Below are 18,033 nucleotides of genomic sequence, written 5' to 3' on the forward strand. Positions count from 1 at the left end.
CGGGAGGAGCGGCCGGCGCCTACGGTGACGCGGGCGCGGCCTCGATGCCGCCCTGCCCGAAGCCCGGGGGCGGCGGCATCGCCGCGGCCACCAGGGCCACGCGCGCCCCGCGCGAGAGCCCGAGGGTCACCCGGGTCCCCGCGGGCACGCGGAGCAGGGGCCCGACCAGATAGCCCAGCTTGCCGGTGACATCGTGGCCGTCCACCGAGACGATCACGTCCCCCACCTGCAGGCCCGCCGCCGCGGCCGGACCGTCGCGGCGCACCTCGACCACCTTGTGCGGCCGCATGGCCGACTCCATCGGCGACCGGGGCGGCTCGACCGTGAACCCGAGATCGCCGGGAGGCTCGTCGTACTTCACCCGGCGCTTCGCCATAAGCAAACGCCCGACGTCGGTCTCCGCGCCCGGCTGCACATCGACAGGGATCATCGCCGCGTCGAACGGCGAGCTCATCGGATCCGCGGGCATGAGCATGAGCGCGAGGGGGCCTCTGGGCACGCGCTCGAGGTGAAAATGGCCCGCTCCGTCGGTGACCTCGTGCTGCTGCACCGGCGAGGGCGCCATTCCGCCGGCGCGCGGGTACGCGTGCACGGTCACCCCGGCCATGGGCGCGCCGTCCTCCAGGGACACCACCTGACCCCGGAGCGCGACGCGCCCGGCGAGCGTGAGCACCACGCCGCTCCGCTGCTCCCCCTGCGCGAGCGTCACCTCGCCCGTGGCCGTCCCCTCCGGGGCGTCGGCTGCAAGGTCGTACTTGCCCGCCGGCAGATCGCTCATCGTCCAGGCCCCGTCCGTGAACGAGAAGGACTCGTTCCGGAAGAACGGCGCTTCGCGGCCCGTGACGCGGATCGTGAACTGATCGGGCGGCGCGCCGCCGGGGCCGGAGACGGCGCCGGAGACGGTGCCTGTCTCCTGGATCATGAGCGTCACGGTGCCGCCGATCTCGACGTGCTCGACGGCGGCGCGGCCCCCTCCGCGGCGCTGCGCCTGGACCGTGTACGTGCCCCGGCCCAGGTTCCCGATCACGAACTCCCCGTCGGGATCGGTGAGCACCGGCGCGTAGGGCCCCACGCTCTCCGGCGGCGGGGGCGGAGGGGTCGGGGCGCCCGGCCCGCCCGCGCCCTCGGGCTCCCGCTGGACATTGACGAACGCGTCCGCCACCGGCCTGCTGCTCCCGTCGACGACGCGCCCGTGGATCTCGCCGTTCTGGCGCTCCACGACCAGGCTCACGCGCGCGGCCGCCCCTGCCTTCACGGTGACCGCGACCCCGGGGTCGCCGCCGCCGGCCTGACCTTTCGCCCTCATGGGCATACCCCCCTGCATGGCCCAGATCCGGTATGCGCCCGGCGCGACCCCCTTGATCACGAATGTCCCGTCCGCGAGGGACTTTCTCGGAGGGCCGCCCCACCCGGGCTGCTGCGCGCTCAGCATGACGTCCGCGCCTGCGACGGGGCGGCGGTCCTCGTCGGTCACGGTGCCCTCGACGCGACCCCCGCTGTCCATCACGAGGGTGATCCCGGGAGCGCGCTCGTCGACGAGCTCGACCATCACCGGTTCGGGCGGAATGTGATCGTTCGAGTGCGCCATGACCCTGTGCTTGCCAGGGAGGAGCCCCCGGAGCACGAAGCGGCCGTCGTCGTCGCTCTGCCCGACGGGGCCGGGATGCATCGGCTGCATCCCCCCGATGTCGGTCGGGCTCGCGTGGACCATGGCGCGCACGGGCTTGTCCTCGCGGTCCACCACCCGGCCGCGGAGCGACAGCCCGGCGCGGACGGTCCACACGAGCCCCTCGACGTCCGCCTCGCCGACCTCCACGGCGGGGTAGGCCGGCTCCGACGCGTGATCCTGGCAGAGCACCATCACCTGGTACGAGCCGGGCAGCACCCCCTCGAAGCGCGCCGAACCGTCGGCCCCGAGGACCGTCGGGAGCCAGCCGCTCCCCTCGTGGAACAGGGTGACGGAGCCGCTCGCGCAGGGCCCGCCCCCGGGCGCGACCTCCACCCGGCCGGCCACGCTGCTGGCGGGGTGCATCTCGATCACCACCTCGCTCGCGGTCTGGCCGATCCCGAGCACCACGCTCGCGCGCGTCTGGCCATAACCGCCCGCGGCGCGCGCCGTGGGCTTGTACCGCCCGGGCGGCAGACCCGGGATGCGGAAGCGCCCCTCCGCGTCGCTCGACACGGGTTTCACCTCCCCGGGACCCCACCTCTGATCCATCCCGGGACGGACCGTCGCGCCGGCGATCGGCGCGCCCGACCCCGCCTCGACGACCCGCCCCTCGATCACCGAGCCGGGCGTCATCGAGATCTCGAGCGGCGGCCCCGGCGCCATGCCGTGCTGCGACCCCTCGGCGTACCCGTCGGCGGTGGCGCGCGCCAGGCAGTATCCCTCCTCGGTCCACGCGGAGAAGGAGCCCTCTGCGTCGGAGCGGGTCACCGCGACGCCCCGGTGCGACCCCAGGAAGCCATGAACCATGACGAGCGCCCCGGCGATGGGCCCGCCGCTGACGTCCTTGACGTGGCCCCGCACCTCGACGCCGCCGCGGACGAGCGTCAGATCGACGCCGGTGCGCGCCTCTCCCTGGCGGAGATCGAGCCAGCCGGCGCGGTCCGGGGCAGGGGAGGTGTAGCTCGCGGGGCGGTGGCCCGGCGCCGAGGCGAAGATCGTCCAGCGCGCGGGGGAGAGATCCGCGATCTGGTAGCGGCCGTCCTCTCCTGCGGGCGCGCACGTCGGCTCGCCCGGATCGAACGGCGTCAGTCCGCTCGCTCCGCCGCTCGCGCTGGCGCACACGAGCGCTCCAGAGACGGGCGAGCCGGCCGCGTTGGCGACCCGCCCCGCGATGCTCCCGAGCGCCGGGGGCGGCGCGTCCCTCGCGCGGAGGCGCCGCGCTCCCCGCGTCGAAGCGGCGCTCGCCGGAGGCGCGGGGCCTTCCGCCGGCGCGTCTCCGGCGCGGAGCCACGACAAGAAGCCCAGGATCCCCGCCGCCGCCAGCCCGAGCACGACAAGGGCAAGCCACCGTCTCGCTTCCGCTCTCTTCATGGCCTGACAGCCCCTCCTCCGTGCATGGCCCTCTGCCGCCGGGATCACTAATCCATCGCGCGTACGCGCGGCGGGGCATCGTCCTGGGTAGCAGGATGACGGCGTGTTCCCACGGCGGGGCGCGGGCGCTCGAGCGCTCGAGTCGCTTGCAGTAGACGCCTCCTTCCTGGGCCGTCAGGTGAAAGGTTCCTTCGTGACGCTGGCGATCGGGCTCGGATATGATGGTGGCATGATGGCTACGATTCGCTTCAGCTTACCCTCCAGCGCCACGATCGGCGCGCTATTCATCTCACTTTTTCTATGTCACTGCACCGGGTCAGGCTCGGATGGAAGTGATGCCAGCGGCGCTGGTCAGGGAGGAGCCACCTCGGGGGAAGGCGGTGGCAGCGTGACGACAGGGAGCACGGGCGGGGGAGGCGTATCCGTCTCAACGAGCTCGTCCTCGTCCTCGTCCTCGTCGCAGGGGACGGGCGGCTCCGGGACGGGCGGAATGGGCGGCATGCCGGCGTTCGAGCCCAGCTTCATCCTCGGCGCTGACATCTCCAGCGTCCAGGAGGCGGTCGATAACGGCGCGACGTACACGGACACGGACGGAAATGAAAAGCCGATGCTCGATCTGCTGAAGAATCACGGGTTCAACTATATCCGGCTCCGGGCGTTCGTGGACCCAGGCGCTACCTACGGATATGCCTTCGGGACCGGCGGCTCTTGCGAAAAAAATGAGACCTATTGCGACAAGGACCACACGATCGAGTTCGGCAAGCAGATCAAGGAAGCGGGCATGGGGTTCCTGCTCGACTTCCATTACAGCGACACCTGGGCGGATCCTGGCAAACAGATCATCCCCGACGCTTGGCGGAGCGCCCGGACGATCGCCGAGATGGCGGGCCTCTTGAAGGCCTACACGAAGGACGTCGTCGCCGCGCTCGTCAGCGCGGGCGCGCGCCCGGACATGGTGCAGATCGGCAACGAGATCACGCCGGGCATGCTCATCCATGTGCCGTCCGCGAACACGGACTGCTGGGGCAACGATTCGGTCGTTCATCCGGAAGGCCTCACCGGGCGAGCGACGAACCAGAACTGGGACAACCTGGCCGCCCTGCTCAAGGCGGGAATCGCCGGGGTCAAGGAGGTCGATGACACCATCAAGATCATGCTGCACGTCGAGAACACCGAGGACGTCAACGGAGTCACGTGGTGGGTCGACAGCGCAAAGACGCGGGGCGTCGAGTTCGACGTCCTCGGACTCTCCTGCTACACGGCATTTCAGGGGCAGCCCGCGGTATGGCGGAACACCTTTAATACCCTGGCCGAGACATTCCCGGATCTGTCGTTCGCGATCGCGGAGTACAACCCCGAACGCACGACGGCCAATCAGATCATGCGCGACCTGCCGGATGGCAGAGGGCTCGGGACGTTCTTCTGGGAGCCGACGCAGAGCGGTTCATGGGGCTCATCCCTCTTCACGCAGCAGGGCGGCGCCTACAGGGCCAACAGCCAAGACTTCGCCGAGTTCGACGCGATCAAGGCGAGCTTCGGCCTGTAATGTGGTGTTGGCCACCGCGGGCCGTCACTGACAGGCGGTCCCGTCGGCCAGCGCCGCGCACTCGTCCGGGTTCTCGAGCGCGCGGCTCACGTGGAGCAGCCGGCAAGAGACCGTGTCGCCGCCCTCGGCGCTCGCGACGGCGTAGTGGGAGTCGTGGGCGGCTCCCGTGATCGTGCTGCACTCGTCCTGGCACGCCGCGCCCCAGCCAACGTACGCCTCGCCGAGGGCCTCCTTGCAGGCCGCCTCGAACAGCGTGCAGTACGACACGCAGTTGCCCGTCACGCCCGAGCCCGGCTCCTCGACCCCACAATGGCCGTCTCCGCCCGGCCCCGCGTGCGGGCAGTGGGTGGTCGGCGCCAGCATCGCGCTGTAAGCGTGGTACTTGCGGCAACCCACGGTGTTCTCGGTCCGGTCCTCCGTCGCGCCGGGAGGGAGCGCCGCGCAGACCGCGAGGCACTGCGCACTCGACTCGTAGACGGCCAGATCACCCGTGCACGACGTCATCACCACCTGGCAGAAGTCCTCGCAGCTCGGCTCGGTCCCTTCCGGATCGCCGCAGGGCTGCACCGGCGTCAGGCTCGCGTGCGGGCAGTGCTCCTCGGGGTCCACCGTCGCGGAGCTCACGTGCACGAGGCGGCACTGCAGCGTGTCGCCGTCGTGGTTCTCGATGACGTCGAACTTGTCCACGTCCTTGAGCCCCGCGCACATGGCGACGCACTCCTCCTCGGTGGCGACCTCGAGCGTGCACGCCGCGGCCCGCAGCGCGCAGTAGCTCTCGCAGTTGCTCCCGCACTCGCCGCCCCCGCCCGGGCCGGCCGCCGGACAGTGCACTCCGACCTCGCCGGTGGCGCCGGCCAGCTCCGCCTGGCGGGCGCGGCACGCGACCGTGTTGTCCACGGGCTCCAGGGGATCGCCCTCCGGGAGCAGCGCGCACACGCCCTGGCAGGTCGCCAGCGTGGCGTAGACCTGGTGCTCTCCCGTGCAGTTCGCCATCACGTCGGCGCAGTACGACGCGCATTGCTCGCTCACGGGCGCCTGCCCGCCGCCCGGGTCGAAGGTGCGGTCCTCGATGCCGGCGATGGCCTGACAGCCGAGCCACGCGAGGCTCGAGAGCGGGGCGAGCAGGGCGAGCGACAGGAGCCCTGTCATGCGTCTCATTGGAACGTACCTCCCACGCGCAACCCGACGTTGCGCGCGTCCACGAACGCCCCCACCTGGACGGGCGGGGCCTGCCTCGGCGCGACGACGAACACGAGGACGGCGCCGCCGATCGCCGCCGCCGCCCCGAGCCCGAACGCGACGTTCGACACGGTGGCGGCGCTCTTGGCCTCCTCGGTCAGCGTGACGCCGCGCTCGTCCTCGCACGTGCTGCCGCCCTTGCAGTAGCCCTCCGCGTCGCTGTTCTTCGAGATGGCCTTCACGCCGAAGAACGTCCCGACGCCGAGCCCCACGACGCCCGCGCCGCCCACGACGAGGCCGATCAAGCGCGCCGTGTTGCCCCCGGACGCCGCGGGCGCCGGCGCAGGCGCAGGGGCGCCGCGCGCCGGCGCAGGGCCCGCCGCCTCGGGAGGCGGCGCATCGCGGGGCGCAGGCGGCGGCCCCTCGATCCGCTTGAGCGCCGGGACATCGACGCTCGCAGGGCCCTTCTTGTCGCCCCCGAGCTTCACGGTCGCCGTCCAGGTCTCGTGGCCCGGGGCGCTCGCCTCGATCGCGATCTCGCCGGGATCCATGGGGATCGCGACGCCGAAGACCGCGGGATCGACCGCCTTTCCGGCGGAGCGCACCTTGAAGCCCTCGATCGCGAGGTTCTCCGCCGCGACGCCGATGCTCAGCTTCGACAGGCCCGGCTCCAGCCGGGCCGCCCTCGCCTGCGCCTTGCGGGCGCGGTCGGCCTGCCCCGCGGCCTGCGACTCCGACATGGCCTGCCGGAACGTGGCCCAGGCGCTCGCCGTGCGGCCGGTGTTCTCGTAGCACTCGGCCAGGTAGAGGAGCGTGCCGATGCCCGGATCGATGCGCTGGCTCTGCTCCAGCCTCGGGCACGCCTCCGCGCTGCGCCCCTGCTTCATCAGGTCGAGCGCCGCGTCGAAGAGCGCCTCCGCCGTCGCCTTGTCGGCGGCGCTCGGCTCCGCCCGCGCGGGGAGCCCCCCGGCGATCAACGCCGCGCACAGACCCAGGCCGACGCAGTGTGCGATGCTTCGCTGACGACGTTTCGTACGCCTCATACGTCCCGTGTTCTCCTCCAAGCTGGCCACGACGAGCCTCGGGGCCGTCGCCGGATCGACGCGAGCGCCACGCTCAGCGCCGCCCGCCGAAGTCGCTGATCGAATTGCTCCGCGTCGGCTCCGGGCGCGCCCCCGCGTCGGGCTGCGCGCGCTCGACGGGCCGGGCCGTGGCGGTCGCCCGAGGCGCGCCCGGCTGCGCGGCGAGCGGCGCCGCCGGGCCGGAGGCCGCCGCCGGCGGCGGCGCGGGCGCGCTGGACGAGGCCGCAGGCGCGGTCGGGGCCGGAGAACCGCCGGCCACCTCGGGCGCGGCGCCGGTGGCGCCGGGAGCCTCGCGCGCGTCGCCCTTCGCCGTGGCCTCGGAGGCGGGCGTAGCCGCGGCCTCGGCGGTGGGCGCAGCCGCGGCCTCGGCGGTGGGCGCCGCCGTGGCCTCGGCGGTGGGCGCCGCCGTGGCCTCGGCGGTGGGCGTAGACGCGGCTGCGGGGGGCTGTCCCGGGTCGGTGGCGAGCCCGGAGCGCAGGAAGAACAGGGCGCCGAGCGAGGCCCCTGCCAGCAAGGCGGCGGCGGCGATGGCCAGGGCGACGCGCGCCCCGTTGCGGACCGTTCGCACCGGATGGCCCGAGTTGCTCCACGAGTTGACCGTCGGCCCCGTCTCCGCGTTGGGCGCGGTCGGCGAGGGCGGCACGAAGGACGGCGTGCCCGGTGTGAAGGGCGGCGTGCCCGGCGCGAAGGACGGCGACGACGGCGCGAAGGGCGGCGTGCCCGGCGCGAAGGACGGCGACGACGGCGAGGCCGGCGCGAAGGGCGGGCCTCCGTGCGGTACGGACGGGCGCGATCCGGTGCCCTGGGCGCCCCCGCTCGGCACGCCGGTCTGGAGGAGCGACGGCCGCGCGATGTCCGAGGAGCTGCCGAGCATGCGGCGCGCCCGGTCGACGTGCATGTGGCCCGTGGCGGGGCCGAACGGGAGCAGCGCGGCCGCCAGATCGCCGACGTTCGTCCACCGCTGCTCGCGCTCCTTGGCGAGGCAGTGCATCACCACGGCGTCCAGCTCGCGCGGGACGTCGGGGCGCAGCTGGGCGACCGGGGCCGCGTTCTCGTAGAGCAGCGCGTGGAAGAGCTGAGCGACGGAGTCGCCGTCGTACGGAGTCCGCCCGGTCAGCATCTCGTACAGGATCACGCCGAGAGACCAGATATCCGCGCGCGTATCCACGTCCCGCGCGGAGCGCACCTGCTCGGGAGACATGTAGAGCGGCGAGCCGAGGAGCGACGCTGTCTGGGTCAGCGCGACCTGGTCGCGCGATATGCCGAGCAGCGACTTCGAGATCCCGAAATCGAGGACCTTGATGACCCGATCGCCGTCGGGCCGGAGCGAGAGGAACAGGTTGGCCGGCTTGAGATCGCGGTGGACGATCCCCGTGGCGTGCGCCTCGGCCATCGCGTCGAGGGCCTGGAGCATGTACCCGACGGCCTCCATCACGGGCAGCGGACCGCGCGCCCGGATCTCGTGGGCGAGGTCGTTCCCCTCCAGGAACTCCATCACCATGTAGGGCAGCCCGCCCTCCAGCGAGCCGACATCCAGGACGCGCGCCACGTGCTCGCTCTTGATCCTGGCCAGCGCGCGCGCCTCGCGCCGGAACCGCTCCGCCGGGTCGCCGCCGTCCGCCCGCAGCGAGTGCAGGAACTTCATCGCGACGCGCTGCTCCAGCTCCAGGTGCCACGCGGCGACGATCGTGCCCATCGCACCGGCGCCAACGATCTGCTCCACGCGGTACTTGCCCGCGAGGACGTCGCCCACAGCAACGGGAGCCATCGCCATGGGCCCTAGGCTAGCCGAGATCCACGAGATCACATACTTCGGCGAGCGGCGATCTGCGCGCAGGGCGGAAATCCCTCGTCGACGCTTGCGCTGCGGCGGCGCCGTGCGTCGGGACGCGTGGTGGGCAGGCATGACACCCGCGCCGGCGGGATCTCACCGGCGTTCCAGCGCGACGCGCTCGACGCAGCGCCAGCGCTCGGTCTGCCCCTCCACGGCCCACAGCTCGAGCCGGTCGGCCCGCCACACCTCGTGCGCGAGCGCAAGCACCCGAGGATCCGCGGCGAGCTCCTCTCGGCGCGCGGCCGGCAGCTCGCCGTACACGAGGCTCACGTGCGGGCGAAAGGGGGCCTCGTTCGCGTTCGCGCCGAGCGCCGCCTCGGCCGCGCGGCGCAGCGCCGCGAGCGGCTCGGACGGCGTCACGTCGAGGAACACGCACTGGTGGCGGGTGCTGCCGGTGGCGGGGCCCCGCGCCTCGAGCGCGACGGGGCGGAGCGCGCCGCCGTCGCCGCGCAGCCCGCCGAGCTTCGCGGCCAGCGCGCCGCCGTCGCCGCGCAGCCCGCCGAGCAGGGTGAGGTGAGGCGCGAACGCCGGGCCCCCGGTCTCCCGGGCGAGCGCATCGATGAGCTCCTCGAGCCGCGCGGCCGGCGCTCCGCCGGGGATGAGCCACAGGGCGAACGCTGTCTCTTGCGCCATGCTCAGCCGAGCGCCGCGCGCAGGTGCCGGTAGAACGCGTCCGCGGCCCCGCCCTCGGGGATGCCCGCCGACCCGCCATCGTTCAGCTCCACCAGCATCCAGCCGCCCCCTTCCTTCTCGGCGACGTCGGCCGCGTAGAAGCGACTGCGCACGCGGCCGAGAACGGGCGCGAGGACCTCGGCGCTCGGCGGCTCGCCCGGATAGTCACCGTCGGCCCAGTACGGCGCCGCGTAGAACGGCCGGCCGTCGAGCACGAAGAAGCGATGCTCGTTCACAAGCGGCAGCCTGCTCTTCGGGTGCAGCCCGATGCGTCGCAGCTCGACGAACTCCCGGAAGACGAGCCCGCCGACGACGTGGTCGTCCTGGAGGCGGAGGAAGTTGCCCACGACGCGCCGCACGTTGGCCTCGTCGTCCGCCGCCGGGATGAAGCAGGCGTCGAACCACTCGTGCTTGCGGGACTTCACATAGTCCTTGAGGATCACGGCGCCCGATCCGAACGCCTCTCGCACGTTGACGACGACGGCGTCGAGGTCGAACGCGGAGTCCGGGATCCAGATCGACCGCGCTGTGTGCTCGGCGCCGCCGATCGCCTCGTACCACTCGGGCAGGTGATAGCAGTGCTGGTACGCCGCCGGCTCCGTGATCAGTCGCCGGCCGCGCGCGGCGACGACCTCGCTCATGCATCGATAAGCATCGAGGCCCAGGATCCAGCCGCGGTAGAGCACCTCGCCCGGGCCCTCCGGCACCCGGCGGAGCTTCACGCCGCCGCCGAGGAACACCTCGAGGTCGATGAGGCCGACGTCGAAGCCGGCGCTGGCGGCATGCCCGGCTTCCTCCTCGAAGGCGCTGTCCGGCGCGGTCGGGTGCAGCGGGCTGCTCGGGAACAGGACGAGCGGGGCGGGGAGCATCTCGCAGACTCTATACGACGGCGGGATGGTCGTCACGAGGGTGTAGATCGGGCGATGACCGCGCGATTTTCAGCTCGGAGGTGGCCCCGCCGGCTTGTCGGGCGGGAGAGAGAGCAAGAGAGAGCACACAGGGAGACGGGGAGACGGGGAGGAGATATATCGAGAGACCAAGGTGGAGAGGCGAGAGGTGGGGACCATCCTTCGCCTCTGCTTGCTCGGGGTCGACGGCTTTCAGATCGCTCGACCGTGGCCGTCGAGCTCAGCTCTGGGCTGCTCCCTCGACATCCATCCATGTTCCGCACATGGTGCAGAGCTTCGCCGAGGCGTCGGGCAGGAAGTTACAGTTCGAGCAGTACCTCTTTCCGTCAGGAGGCGGCGGCATGGGCGGGCGGGGTGACGGCGGATTCCAGGTCCACGCCATGGGCTCCGGCGGTAGCCAGGGCGGTGGAGCTCCCTCCCAGCCGTTCAGCGCGATCGGCGCGCCCGCCCTGTCGCCCGGCACGCAACGCAGCGCCGGCCCGCCGAGCTGGTCGCGCTGCGCCCAGAAATCGCCGTTGCTCATCCGGGACCGCAGCTCCGTGCCGTGCACGCTCGAGGGCAAGAGCGACCGGTGCGCCCCCGCCTCATCGCGGTAACGGACCGGCTGGCCCTCGGGCTTCAGGGCCGAGCCAAAGGCGATGTGGTGATCGACCTCGACCGTCGCCCGGAGATCGGGCGGGTTGCCGTCGTGCGCGTCGAGCGCGGGTGCGAACAGCCACTCCGGGTACCTGGGCTCGTACCACCACAGGAGCGGCTCGGGCTGGAGGTTGCCGTTCCAGCAACAGACCGCCACCGGCCAGCCGGGGTAGTAGGCCTCGAACGCCTGAAGCAGGCCATCGTTGATCGCAGGCCGCTTGGGCTCCGGGACCTGCCCGAGGACGGAGAGGACCGCGCGCGGCGACTCGGCGAGCACCACCGCATAGCTGCCCACGTCGAAGACAACGGCCCGGGCGGCCCCGACCGCGGCGAACGGCGGCGGGCCGTAGCTTGGCGGGATCGGCCGGCGCGTCGCCTGGCGGATGTCCTCGAGGAAGGTGCGGAACGGGCGCGTGTCGACCGCGTTCTGCGGGCCGAGCCGCGCGGCCGGGATCGGCAGGATCATGGCGTTCGGGCCGGAGGTCGACGCCGTGTTCTGGTAGGCGAGGACGTGGACGTAAAGGCCGTTCCACTGCGCATCGCCGGCATAGAGGAGGGTGCTGGAGAGCCTCGCGGGGGAGAAGGTGCAGCACATGGTCGCTGCAGGATACACGAACAGGAGCCTTTCTCCCCGTTGTCGGCAGATGAGCCGCGGGCGCCCATCGGATCCATCGGCAGGCTGGGCGGCGTCAGTGTGCACCTGGGAGTGCAGCCGCGAGCTGTCGCGTCAGATCGGCCGCTGGCACTTCCTTGCACCCGCTGGCGTTTTGCCCCGCCCATAACGGCGAGAAGTCGCCGCTGCCCTGGCTTTCGGCCTTGGCGCGCAGGGGCGCGATGGCCGACGTCGCCAGGGGAAAAGCAGGCGCGGCGCCGTTCATCGGCCCAAGCTCCCTCATGATGCGGTTCACGATGCCCCGCGCGGGTCGCCCGGTGAAGAGGTTGGTGAGCGCCGTGATGCTGGCTGCGCCGCTCGCGAGGGCCGCGCGATGCACCCGGCTCGTGGTGGCTTCGGGGCACAACAGGTAGGCCGTCCCGACCTGTACGCCGGCCGCACCGAGCGCCATGGCGGCCGCGACACCCCTCGCGTCCGCGATGCCGCCCGCGGCGATGACGGGGATCTTCACGGCGTCCACGATCTGCGGCACCAGCGCGAAGGTGCCGAGCTGGAGGCTGAGATCGTCGGACAGGAAGCCGCCGCGATGACCGCCCGCCTCGATGCCCTGGGCGATGACCGCGTCGACCCCGCGCGCCTCAAGCCAGCGCGCCTCGTCGACCGTCGTTGCAGAGGACAGGATCTTCGCGCTCCAGCGGCGCACCCGCGAGAGCAAAGCCTCCGAGGGCAGACCGAAGTGAAAGCTCACCACAGCAGGTCTGAGCTCGTCGAGCACATCAGCTGCCTCATCGCTGAAGGGCAACCGGCCGGGGCCGGTCGGGATCGCGCTTGCGTCGACGCCGAGCTCGGCGAAGTACGGCGAGAGCCGGGCACGCCAGATCGCTTCTTGCTCGGCGTCGGGCTCGGGCCGCGTGTGACAGAAGAAGTTCACGTTGAACGGCCTCGTTGTCTGCGCTCGGATGGCTGCCAGCTCCTTGCGCAGGGCGTCCGGGCCCAGCACGGCGCCGGGCAGCGAACCGAGCCCACCAGCGCTGGAGACCGCGACCGCGAGCGCGCTGCCCTGCACGCCGGCCATGGGGGCCTGGATGATTGGAAGATCGATTCCAAGGAGCTCCTGAAGCGTCGTCATGGGAATCTCCACATCCACGGCCGAGGCACAGTCCAGCTTTTAGCCTTTTTTCGTCCAGCAGAGTGCGTTCGACCTTGGGACCCGAGCGTAAGCGAAGGGCCCATCGATGGCAACACCGGGTTGGACGGCACATGCTCGCCTGCACGATGCGCTACTCGTTCCTCTGCCAGTACGAAGGTCTGCATGAGGTATCGGGGATGAGCGTGGCTCGGGCATTCGGGCCTGGATCTCCGAGGGCGCGCTGAACACCGTCAGTCCTCTCGCAGCGAACCGGCGCATCGCTCTTGCGGTGACGCGCTGAATGTCACCCTGTGGTCCTCGCGGCCGTCCACGTTGATGTCGCCGATCGACTCGACGCTGGGCGGTCGAGCTGCGGAGCCGTGGGGCAGAGGCGACGGACCATTTCGGGCACAGCCGGCGTGTAACAGCAGTATCGCGAGTGGCGGTGCTTGTGTCGTTTTCATGCGCAAATTGGTTAGTTTGTCTAACTATCCGTCGATTGGTCGGTCGAAGCCGCAGGACGAGGTCTGTCCAGTGGACAGTTTGGTGAGTCTTTCAACGTGATCGTGGAGCAGCGCCGTCCGATCGCGGCTCGCCGCCGGTGTGCGGGTTCGACTGGCCTTGGCGTTATGCGCGGCGCGGCTACACTGCCCGGCCCGTGGACTCCGTGATGGACCGCATCGAGGCGATGGTCGCCTGGCTCCGGCAGCGCCGGTGGGCGCACCTCGCCGTGGTGAACCTGCGCATCCTGATCGGCTTCGCGTTCCTGCCGGCGGGGCTGAAGAAGATCCTCGGCGAGCCGTTCACGGATCCGGGCAATCGCGGCCCGTTCCACGAGTTCTTGCACGCGTTCCACGCGACCGGGCACTTCTACACGTTCGTGGGCGTGGTCCAGCTGGTGGCCGCGACGCTGCTCATGACGCAGCGGTTCGCGACGGCCGGCGCATTCCTGGCGCTGCCGGTGACGGGCGCGATCCTGGCGTTCTGCTGGAGCACGGCGGTCGTCCCGACGGCGACGGTCGTCACGCTGATGTTCGCGGGCCTGGTCGGGCTGGCGCTGTGGGATGTCGGGCGGTGGCGCGGCGTCCTCGACGCGCCGGACGCCACGCCGCGGGCCGCGCGTGCCTCGTCACCAGCGCCGATCGACCTGCGGCTGTGGAGCCTGTGCGGGGCGGCCATCCTGGTGGCGTACCTCGCGACGTGCCTGCTCAGCGGTGGCATCTACCGGCCGCGCGGGCCCGCGTTCGATGAGCCGGGGTTCTACGTGCTGATGGCGCTGCCGCTGTTCCCGATCGTGACCGCGCTCATCGATCGTCGCCGGCGCGCGGGGAGCTGACCGTGCCGCGGTAGAGGTGCCCCTTGCAGTGGTGTCATGCGCCGGCGGCACCCTCCAGCGCCACGACGATGTCGCCGAGCGGCGCAGCGAGGTGGATCCACGCCTCGCCGCCAACGCGCAGCACGGCGAGCACGTCGTCCGCCCGGCCGCGGAACGCGCCCAGCGAGCGGGCCGGGCCGCCCTCATCGACCGCAAGGACGGCGACCTCGTCGTCAGCGCGCGCCACGACGACGAGCACGCCCGTGCTGGTCGCGCCCAGCCAAACAGGGCGGCCGCCGAGCGCGACGTTCCGGGGAGCGCCGCGCTTCGGCACCTCGTGCAGGAGCCCGCGGGGAACGTCGCAGCCCCAGAACGAGCGCAGCCGCAGCGCGGCCGGCAGCGGGCCGCCGAACGCCTCGTAGGCGTCGCAGGCGTCGTAGCCGGGGTCGAGCGGGAGCAGGTCGGCGTCGTTCGGGACGAGGCGGGCGAGCGCCGCGTCGCGCGCCTCCGTGAAGCGTGGCAGCGCATGGCGAAGGCGTAACGCCGGCAGGCCACAGAGCGGTCGCAGGTCTGGGCGAGACTCACCCTCTTCCGTCACAATGCAGCGCTTGCCGCTCGGGTCGAGCAAGAGCACCGCGCGATTGCGGATCGCGATAGGTGTGGCTGGCCTGAAGACCGGGCGCACCTCGAGGACCCCGTGGTCCTTCTTCAGCCGCACGAGCCTCCAGCCGTCGATGGAAAAGACCCGGCTGCCATCCGTGCAAAGGCGGCGATAGGACGACGACGTTGCGGCAACGAGGGTTGTCCCCGGAGGAACGAGCGCACCTCCTGACGCCAGGCCTGCGGGCGCCTGGCCGCGTCCTGGCTCAGGGCGCGGTGCGGCTACACCGTGCGCGGTGAGCCAGGCGCGGAGCGCGGCAGGCGCGTCCACGTGCGCGGCGGTATCCCACGCAAGCCGGATCGATAGGTCAGCACCCACGCGCAGCGCGGCGATTGGCCGCCCATGGCGCTCGAGCTCCACCGTGATCGGTCCCAGCGTGTCCTCTTCTGGAACTGCGCCCTCGCCCTGCGGAGGCGTATTCCCGCGGAGGCGAAGCAGCGGGCGAAGCGCGTCGAGCTCGGAACGAGGGACGCGAACGCGGCGGCGATCGTTCGCGACGAGCCACGCCGCCGTCGCGCTGCCGAGGGCGCGGTCCACATCCGCTTGCTGCGGAGGCGGCGAAGGCAGGATGGGCCAAACAGGCATAGGGCTATCGCTTTGGCGCTGTGGGCACGTACTTCCCGCCGTGCACGGTTGGGTTGTTCGGCGTGCCGCTCATCGTGCCGTAGTAGAGATCTCATCTGCCCGCGCGAGGCTCCAGCCGGAGCCACACGCCCCCGGACGTGCGCAGCGTGGTCGCGACGTGCAGCCGCGTCGTCCGCCCCGGCACCGCGCTGGCCGGTAACGCTGAAGGAGCCGTGGAATCCCGTTCAGCGTACCACACGGCGGCCTCCTCGGCTTCGGCGAGGGCGGCTGGCTGTAGTTCAACGGCCTTGGCCACGGCCACCGGCTGCCGCGAGGAGGCGGCGACGGGCTTCCGGCCATGGGATCGGCGTGACCGTTCCCGCATCCACCTCGTCCAGGCGGCGCTCGATCTCGTCCGTCCAGGCTTCCTCGACATGATCGCCGTCTCCTTCGGCCTGGTCCAGGCTCTGGAGCAGCTCGGCTGCCAGAGCAGCCCGCGCGTGGTCAGGCAGGCGTAGCGCAGCTGCCAGCACGTCTTCCAGGTCGCTCGGCATGCCTGGAGCCTACCACACGGCACGCCGTTACCGCGGAGCGGTGTGCCCGGCCTGCGCGCCGGCAGCCGTCAGGACCGGCGCGAACCAGCCAACCAGGGCCGGGGCCGGCGGGGCGAGCAGCGAGGCTCTCATCATGGGGGCAGCGCCGTACCGGGGTGCGCAAAATCCAGGTTCCGGATTCCGGGGCCGGCTCCGGTCTCCTCCACTTCTTCGCTCAACAAGGGCTTCTGCTGCGGGTGGGTGCGCGCGTCAGACCCACCCGCAGCAGAAGCCCTTGTTGGGCGGCTGAGCTTGGAGCAATGCCTATGATCGCGGGGGCGGAGGGAGGCGCTCTCAAGCCCGGAGATGGCTGCAATTCATCGTTTGTTGGAGGCATGTCCACCGCGGAGACGGATCGCAGCCATGTTTTGTTCGAGGCGTGTCCACCGGGACATGGGTGCGACCCATGTTTTTGTTGAGGCTCGTCCGCCGCGGAGATGGGTCTGCCCCGCCTTTTTGTGGAGGCACGGCGACCGGGAGATGGGTGCCTCCCATGTCCGCGTGGACGGGCCGGATCACCCGGACGGGTTGACGGGGTGCAGACCGCCCCGGCCGGGGGCGCCGCGACAGCTTCGGGCTTCCTGGCAGGGGCTCTTCGACGGGACCTCGCGAGGTCGTCGACCATCTCGACGGAGGGCGCCAGCAGGACCAGCTGCATCGACGCTCATCTGCCAGCGCGCGGCTCCAGCCGGAGCCACACGCCGCCGGACGTGCGCAGCGTGGTCGCGACGTGCAGCCGCGTCGTCCGCCCGGGCACGGCGCTGACCCGGTAACGCTGGAGGAGCCGCGCGAGGATGAGCTGCCCTTCCATCAGCGCGAACTCCTTGCCGATGCACTGCCGCTGCCCGATCCCGAACGGGATGAACGCGAGCGGGTGCCGGGCGCGCGCGCGCTCGGGCGTGAACCGGCCAGGGTCGAAGCGCGCCGGATCCTCCCAGTGGTCCGGGTGCCGGTGCAGGACATACGTCATGATGCTGACCGGCGTGCCGGCGGGGATGTGGAAGCCGTCGATCTCATCGTCTTCGACCGCGGTGCGAGGTATCCAGTACGCCGGCGGGTAGATCCGGAGGGCCTCCTGCACGACCGCGAGCGCGAGCGGCAGCCGGGGGACGTCCGCGAAGCCGGGCCGCCTGTCGCCGAGCGCCGCGTCGACCTCGGCGGCGAGCGCCTGCAGGAGCTCGGGGCTCTCGACGAGGAAGTGGAGCGACCACGCGAGGGCGACCGAGGTCGTCTCGTACCCCGCGAGGAACATCGACACCGCCTCGTCCCGCAGCTGCTGGTTGGACATCTGCTCGCCGGTCTCGGCGTCCACCGTGGCGAGGAGCATCGAGAGCAGATCGCCGCCCCGCCCCGGCTGCGCGCGGCGCTGCGCGATGAAGCGAAACACGTTTTCATCGATCGTCTTCACCGACCGCTCGAAGCGGCGCCGCCCCGGGGCCGGTATCCAGCTCGGCAGCGCCCGGAGCGCGGCCCCGAGGAGCATGTAGTCGATCGCGTACTGCATCGAGCCGCCGACGGCGTCCGCCTCCTCCTTGGTGATCCCCGAGCCGAACATCGTGTTGAGGATGACCTTCATCGTGATGTGCGGGAGCTCCCGCTCGGCGTCGACAGGGCGCCCCGCGGCGGCGGCCGCGCCGAAGCCGGCCATGCCGTCGTCGATCGCCTGCACCATGAGGTCGCACATCGCGGCGAGCCGGTCCCGGTGGAACTCCGGCTGGATCATCCGCCGCTGCCGCAGCCAGAGATCCCCCTCGCTCGTGGGCAGCCCATCGCCGATGAGCGCGCGGATGCTCTCCCATATGGCGCCTCCCTTGCGGTAGTTGCGCGCGTTGTCGCGCAGGACGTGCTGCGCGTGCCTCGGGTGGTTCAGCGCGACGATCCGCGTGAACCCGAGATCGACGGTGAACAGATCGCCGAGCGCGGCTCTCGCCGAGACGAGGTAATCGAGCCGATCCTTGAGCAGGTGCGGGAGCACGCCGACGAGCGGAAAACCGCGCGCCAGCGGCGGCGCGCTCGCGCGGGCGGCGGCGCCGGCGCTGCCGCCCGCGCGGGCGGGTGTGCCGGAGAGAAGATCTGGCTGCATCATGGCCTCGTCCAGGTAAGGGGCGTATCCGATCGAGCGGCAGTATCCGAGCCGCTCGGCGGACGGGGCGCCCGCTGCGCTGATCGGACGAGCGTACATGCGCCCGGACCCCGGCGACGAGGACTTTGGAAAGGCTCCTTCGCAGCGCGCCCTCGCCGCCCACAGTGTGGACGCGCGA

The 18,033-nt window shown here is 71.8% G+C and carries 14 protein-coding genes; 2 read left to right on the top strand and 12 right to left on the bottom strand.

The window, feature by feature from the left end; translation table 11 throughout:
* Window positions 1-19 precede the first annotated feature (19 nt).
* Entirely contained in the window at window positions 20-3,040 is a 3,021-nt protein-coding gene (locus WMF22_RS10100) for a carboxypeptidase regulatory-like domain-containing protein (RefSeq protein ID WP_438035589.1), read from the bottom strand.
* A gap of 351 nt (window positions 3,041-3,391) precedes the next feature.
* A complete protein-coding gene (locus WMF22_RS10105; protein ID WP_438035590.1) occupies window positions 3,392-3,541 on the bottom strand; it encodes a hypothetical protein in 150 nt (49 codons plus the stop codon).
* Between WMF22_RS10105 and WMF22_RS10110 the strand changes: the two genes are divergently transcribed.
* On the top strand, window positions 3,540-4,586 hold the full coding sequence (locus WMF22_RS10110) for a glycosyl hydrolase 53 family protein (protein WP_438035591.1): 1,047 nt from the start codon (window positions 3,540-3,542) through the stop codon (window positions 4,584-4,586). The genes WMF22_RS10105 and WMF22_RS10110 overlap by 2 nt on opposite strands.
* 24 nt (window positions 4,587-4,610) lie before the next feature.
* Here the strand turns inward: WMF22_RS10110 and WMF22_RS10115 are convergent, their stop codons facing one another.
* The 7 genes from WMF22_RS10115 to WMF22_RS10145 all read right to left on the bottom strand — a co-directional run bounded on the left by WMF22_RS10115 (window position 4,611) and on the right by WMF22_RS10145 (window position 12,639).
* Complete coding sequence (locus WMF22_RS10115) at window positions 4,611-5,744, bottom strand: hypothetical protein (protein ID WP_438035592.1); 1,134 nt, start codon at window positions 5,742-5,744, stop codon at window positions 4,611-4,613.
* On the bottom strand, window positions 5,741-6,808 hold the full coding sequence (locus WMF22_RS10120) for a tetratricopeptide repeat protein (protein WP_438035593.1): 1,068 nt from the start codon (window positions 6,806-6,808) through the stop codon (window positions 5,741-5,743). Before WMF22_RS10120 ends, WMF22_RS10115 begins: the two co-directional genes overlap by 4 nt.
* A 73-nt stretch (window positions 6,809-6,881) precedes the next feature.
* Window positions 6,882-8,615 carry a protein kinase domain-containing protein gene (locus WMF22_RS10125; RefSeq protein ID WP_438035594.1) on the bottom strand — a complete coding sequence of 578 codons (1,734 nt, stop codon included), beginning with the start codon at window positions 8,613-8,615 and terminating at the stop codon, window positions 6,882-6,884.
* Between the two features lie 159 nt (window positions 8,616-8,774).
* Window positions 8,775-9,314, bottom strand: coding sequence for a 2'-5' RNA ligase family protein (locus WMF22_RS10130; protein ID WP_438035595.1), 540 nt, complete (start codon window positions 9,312-9,314; stop codon window positions 8,775-8,777).
* Window positions 9,315-9,316: 2 nt separating this feature from the next.
* Window positions 9,317-10,222 carry an ATP-grasp domain-containing protein gene (locus tag WMF22_RS10135; protein ID WP_438035596.1) on the bottom strand — a complete coding sequence of 302 codons (906 nt, stop codon included), beginning with the start codon at window positions 10,220-10,222 and terminating at the stop codon, window positions 9,317-9,319.
* 259 nt (window positions 10,223-10,481) lie between these two features.
* On the bottom strand, window positions 10,482-11,510 hold the full coding sequence (locus WMF22_RS10140) for a hypothetical protein (protein ID WP_438035597.1): 1,029 nt from the start codon (window positions 11,508-11,510) through the stop codon (window positions 10,482-10,484).
* Window positions 11,511-11,586: 76 nt separating this feature from the next.
* A complete protein-coding gene (locus tag WMF22_RS10145) occupies window positions 11,587-12,639 on the bottom strand; it encodes an NAD(P)H-dependent flavin oxidoreductase (RefSeq protein ID WP_438035598.1) in 1,053 nt (350 codons plus the stop codon).
* Between the two features lie 658 nt (window positions 12,640-13,297).
* Between WMF22_RS10145 and WMF22_RS10150 the strand changes: the two genes are divergently transcribed.
* Entirely contained in the window at window positions 13,298-13,975 is a 678-nt protein-coding gene (locus tag WMF22_RS10150; protein WP_438035599.1) for a hypothetical protein, read from the top strand.
* Between the two features lie 34 nt (window positions 13,976-14,009).
* Here the strand turns inward: WMF22_RS10150 and WMF22_RS10155 are convergent, their stop codons facing one another.
* From WMF22_RS10155 to WMF22_RS10165, 3 genes are all read right to left on the bottom strand, one after another.
* A complete protein-coding gene (locus tag WMF22_RS10155) occupies window positions 14,010-14,672 on the bottom strand; it encodes a hypothetical protein (RefSeq protein ID WP_437298887.1) in 663 nt (220 codons plus the stop codon).
* 806 nt (window positions 14,673-15,478) lie between these two features.
* A complete protein-coding gene (locus WMF22_RS10160) occupies window positions 15,479-15,733 on the bottom strand; it encodes an addiction module protein (RefSeq protein ID WP_437298889.1) in 255 nt (84 codons plus the stop codon).
* 703 nt (window positions 15,734-16,436) lie between these two features.
* Window positions 16,437-17,954 (bottom strand): cytochrome P450, encoded by a 1,518-nt coding sequence (locus tag WMF22_RS10165; RefSeq protein ID WP_438035600.1) that lies wholly within the window; start codon window positions 17,952-17,954, stop codon window positions 16,437-16,439.
* Window positions 17,955-18,033: the final 79 nt, after the last annotated feature.

Source organism: Sorangium sp. So ce204 (assembly GCF_051526795.1).
Classification (GTDB): Bacteria; Myxococcota_A; Polyangia; order Polyangiales; family Polyangiaceae; genus Sorangium; species Sorangium cellulosum_B.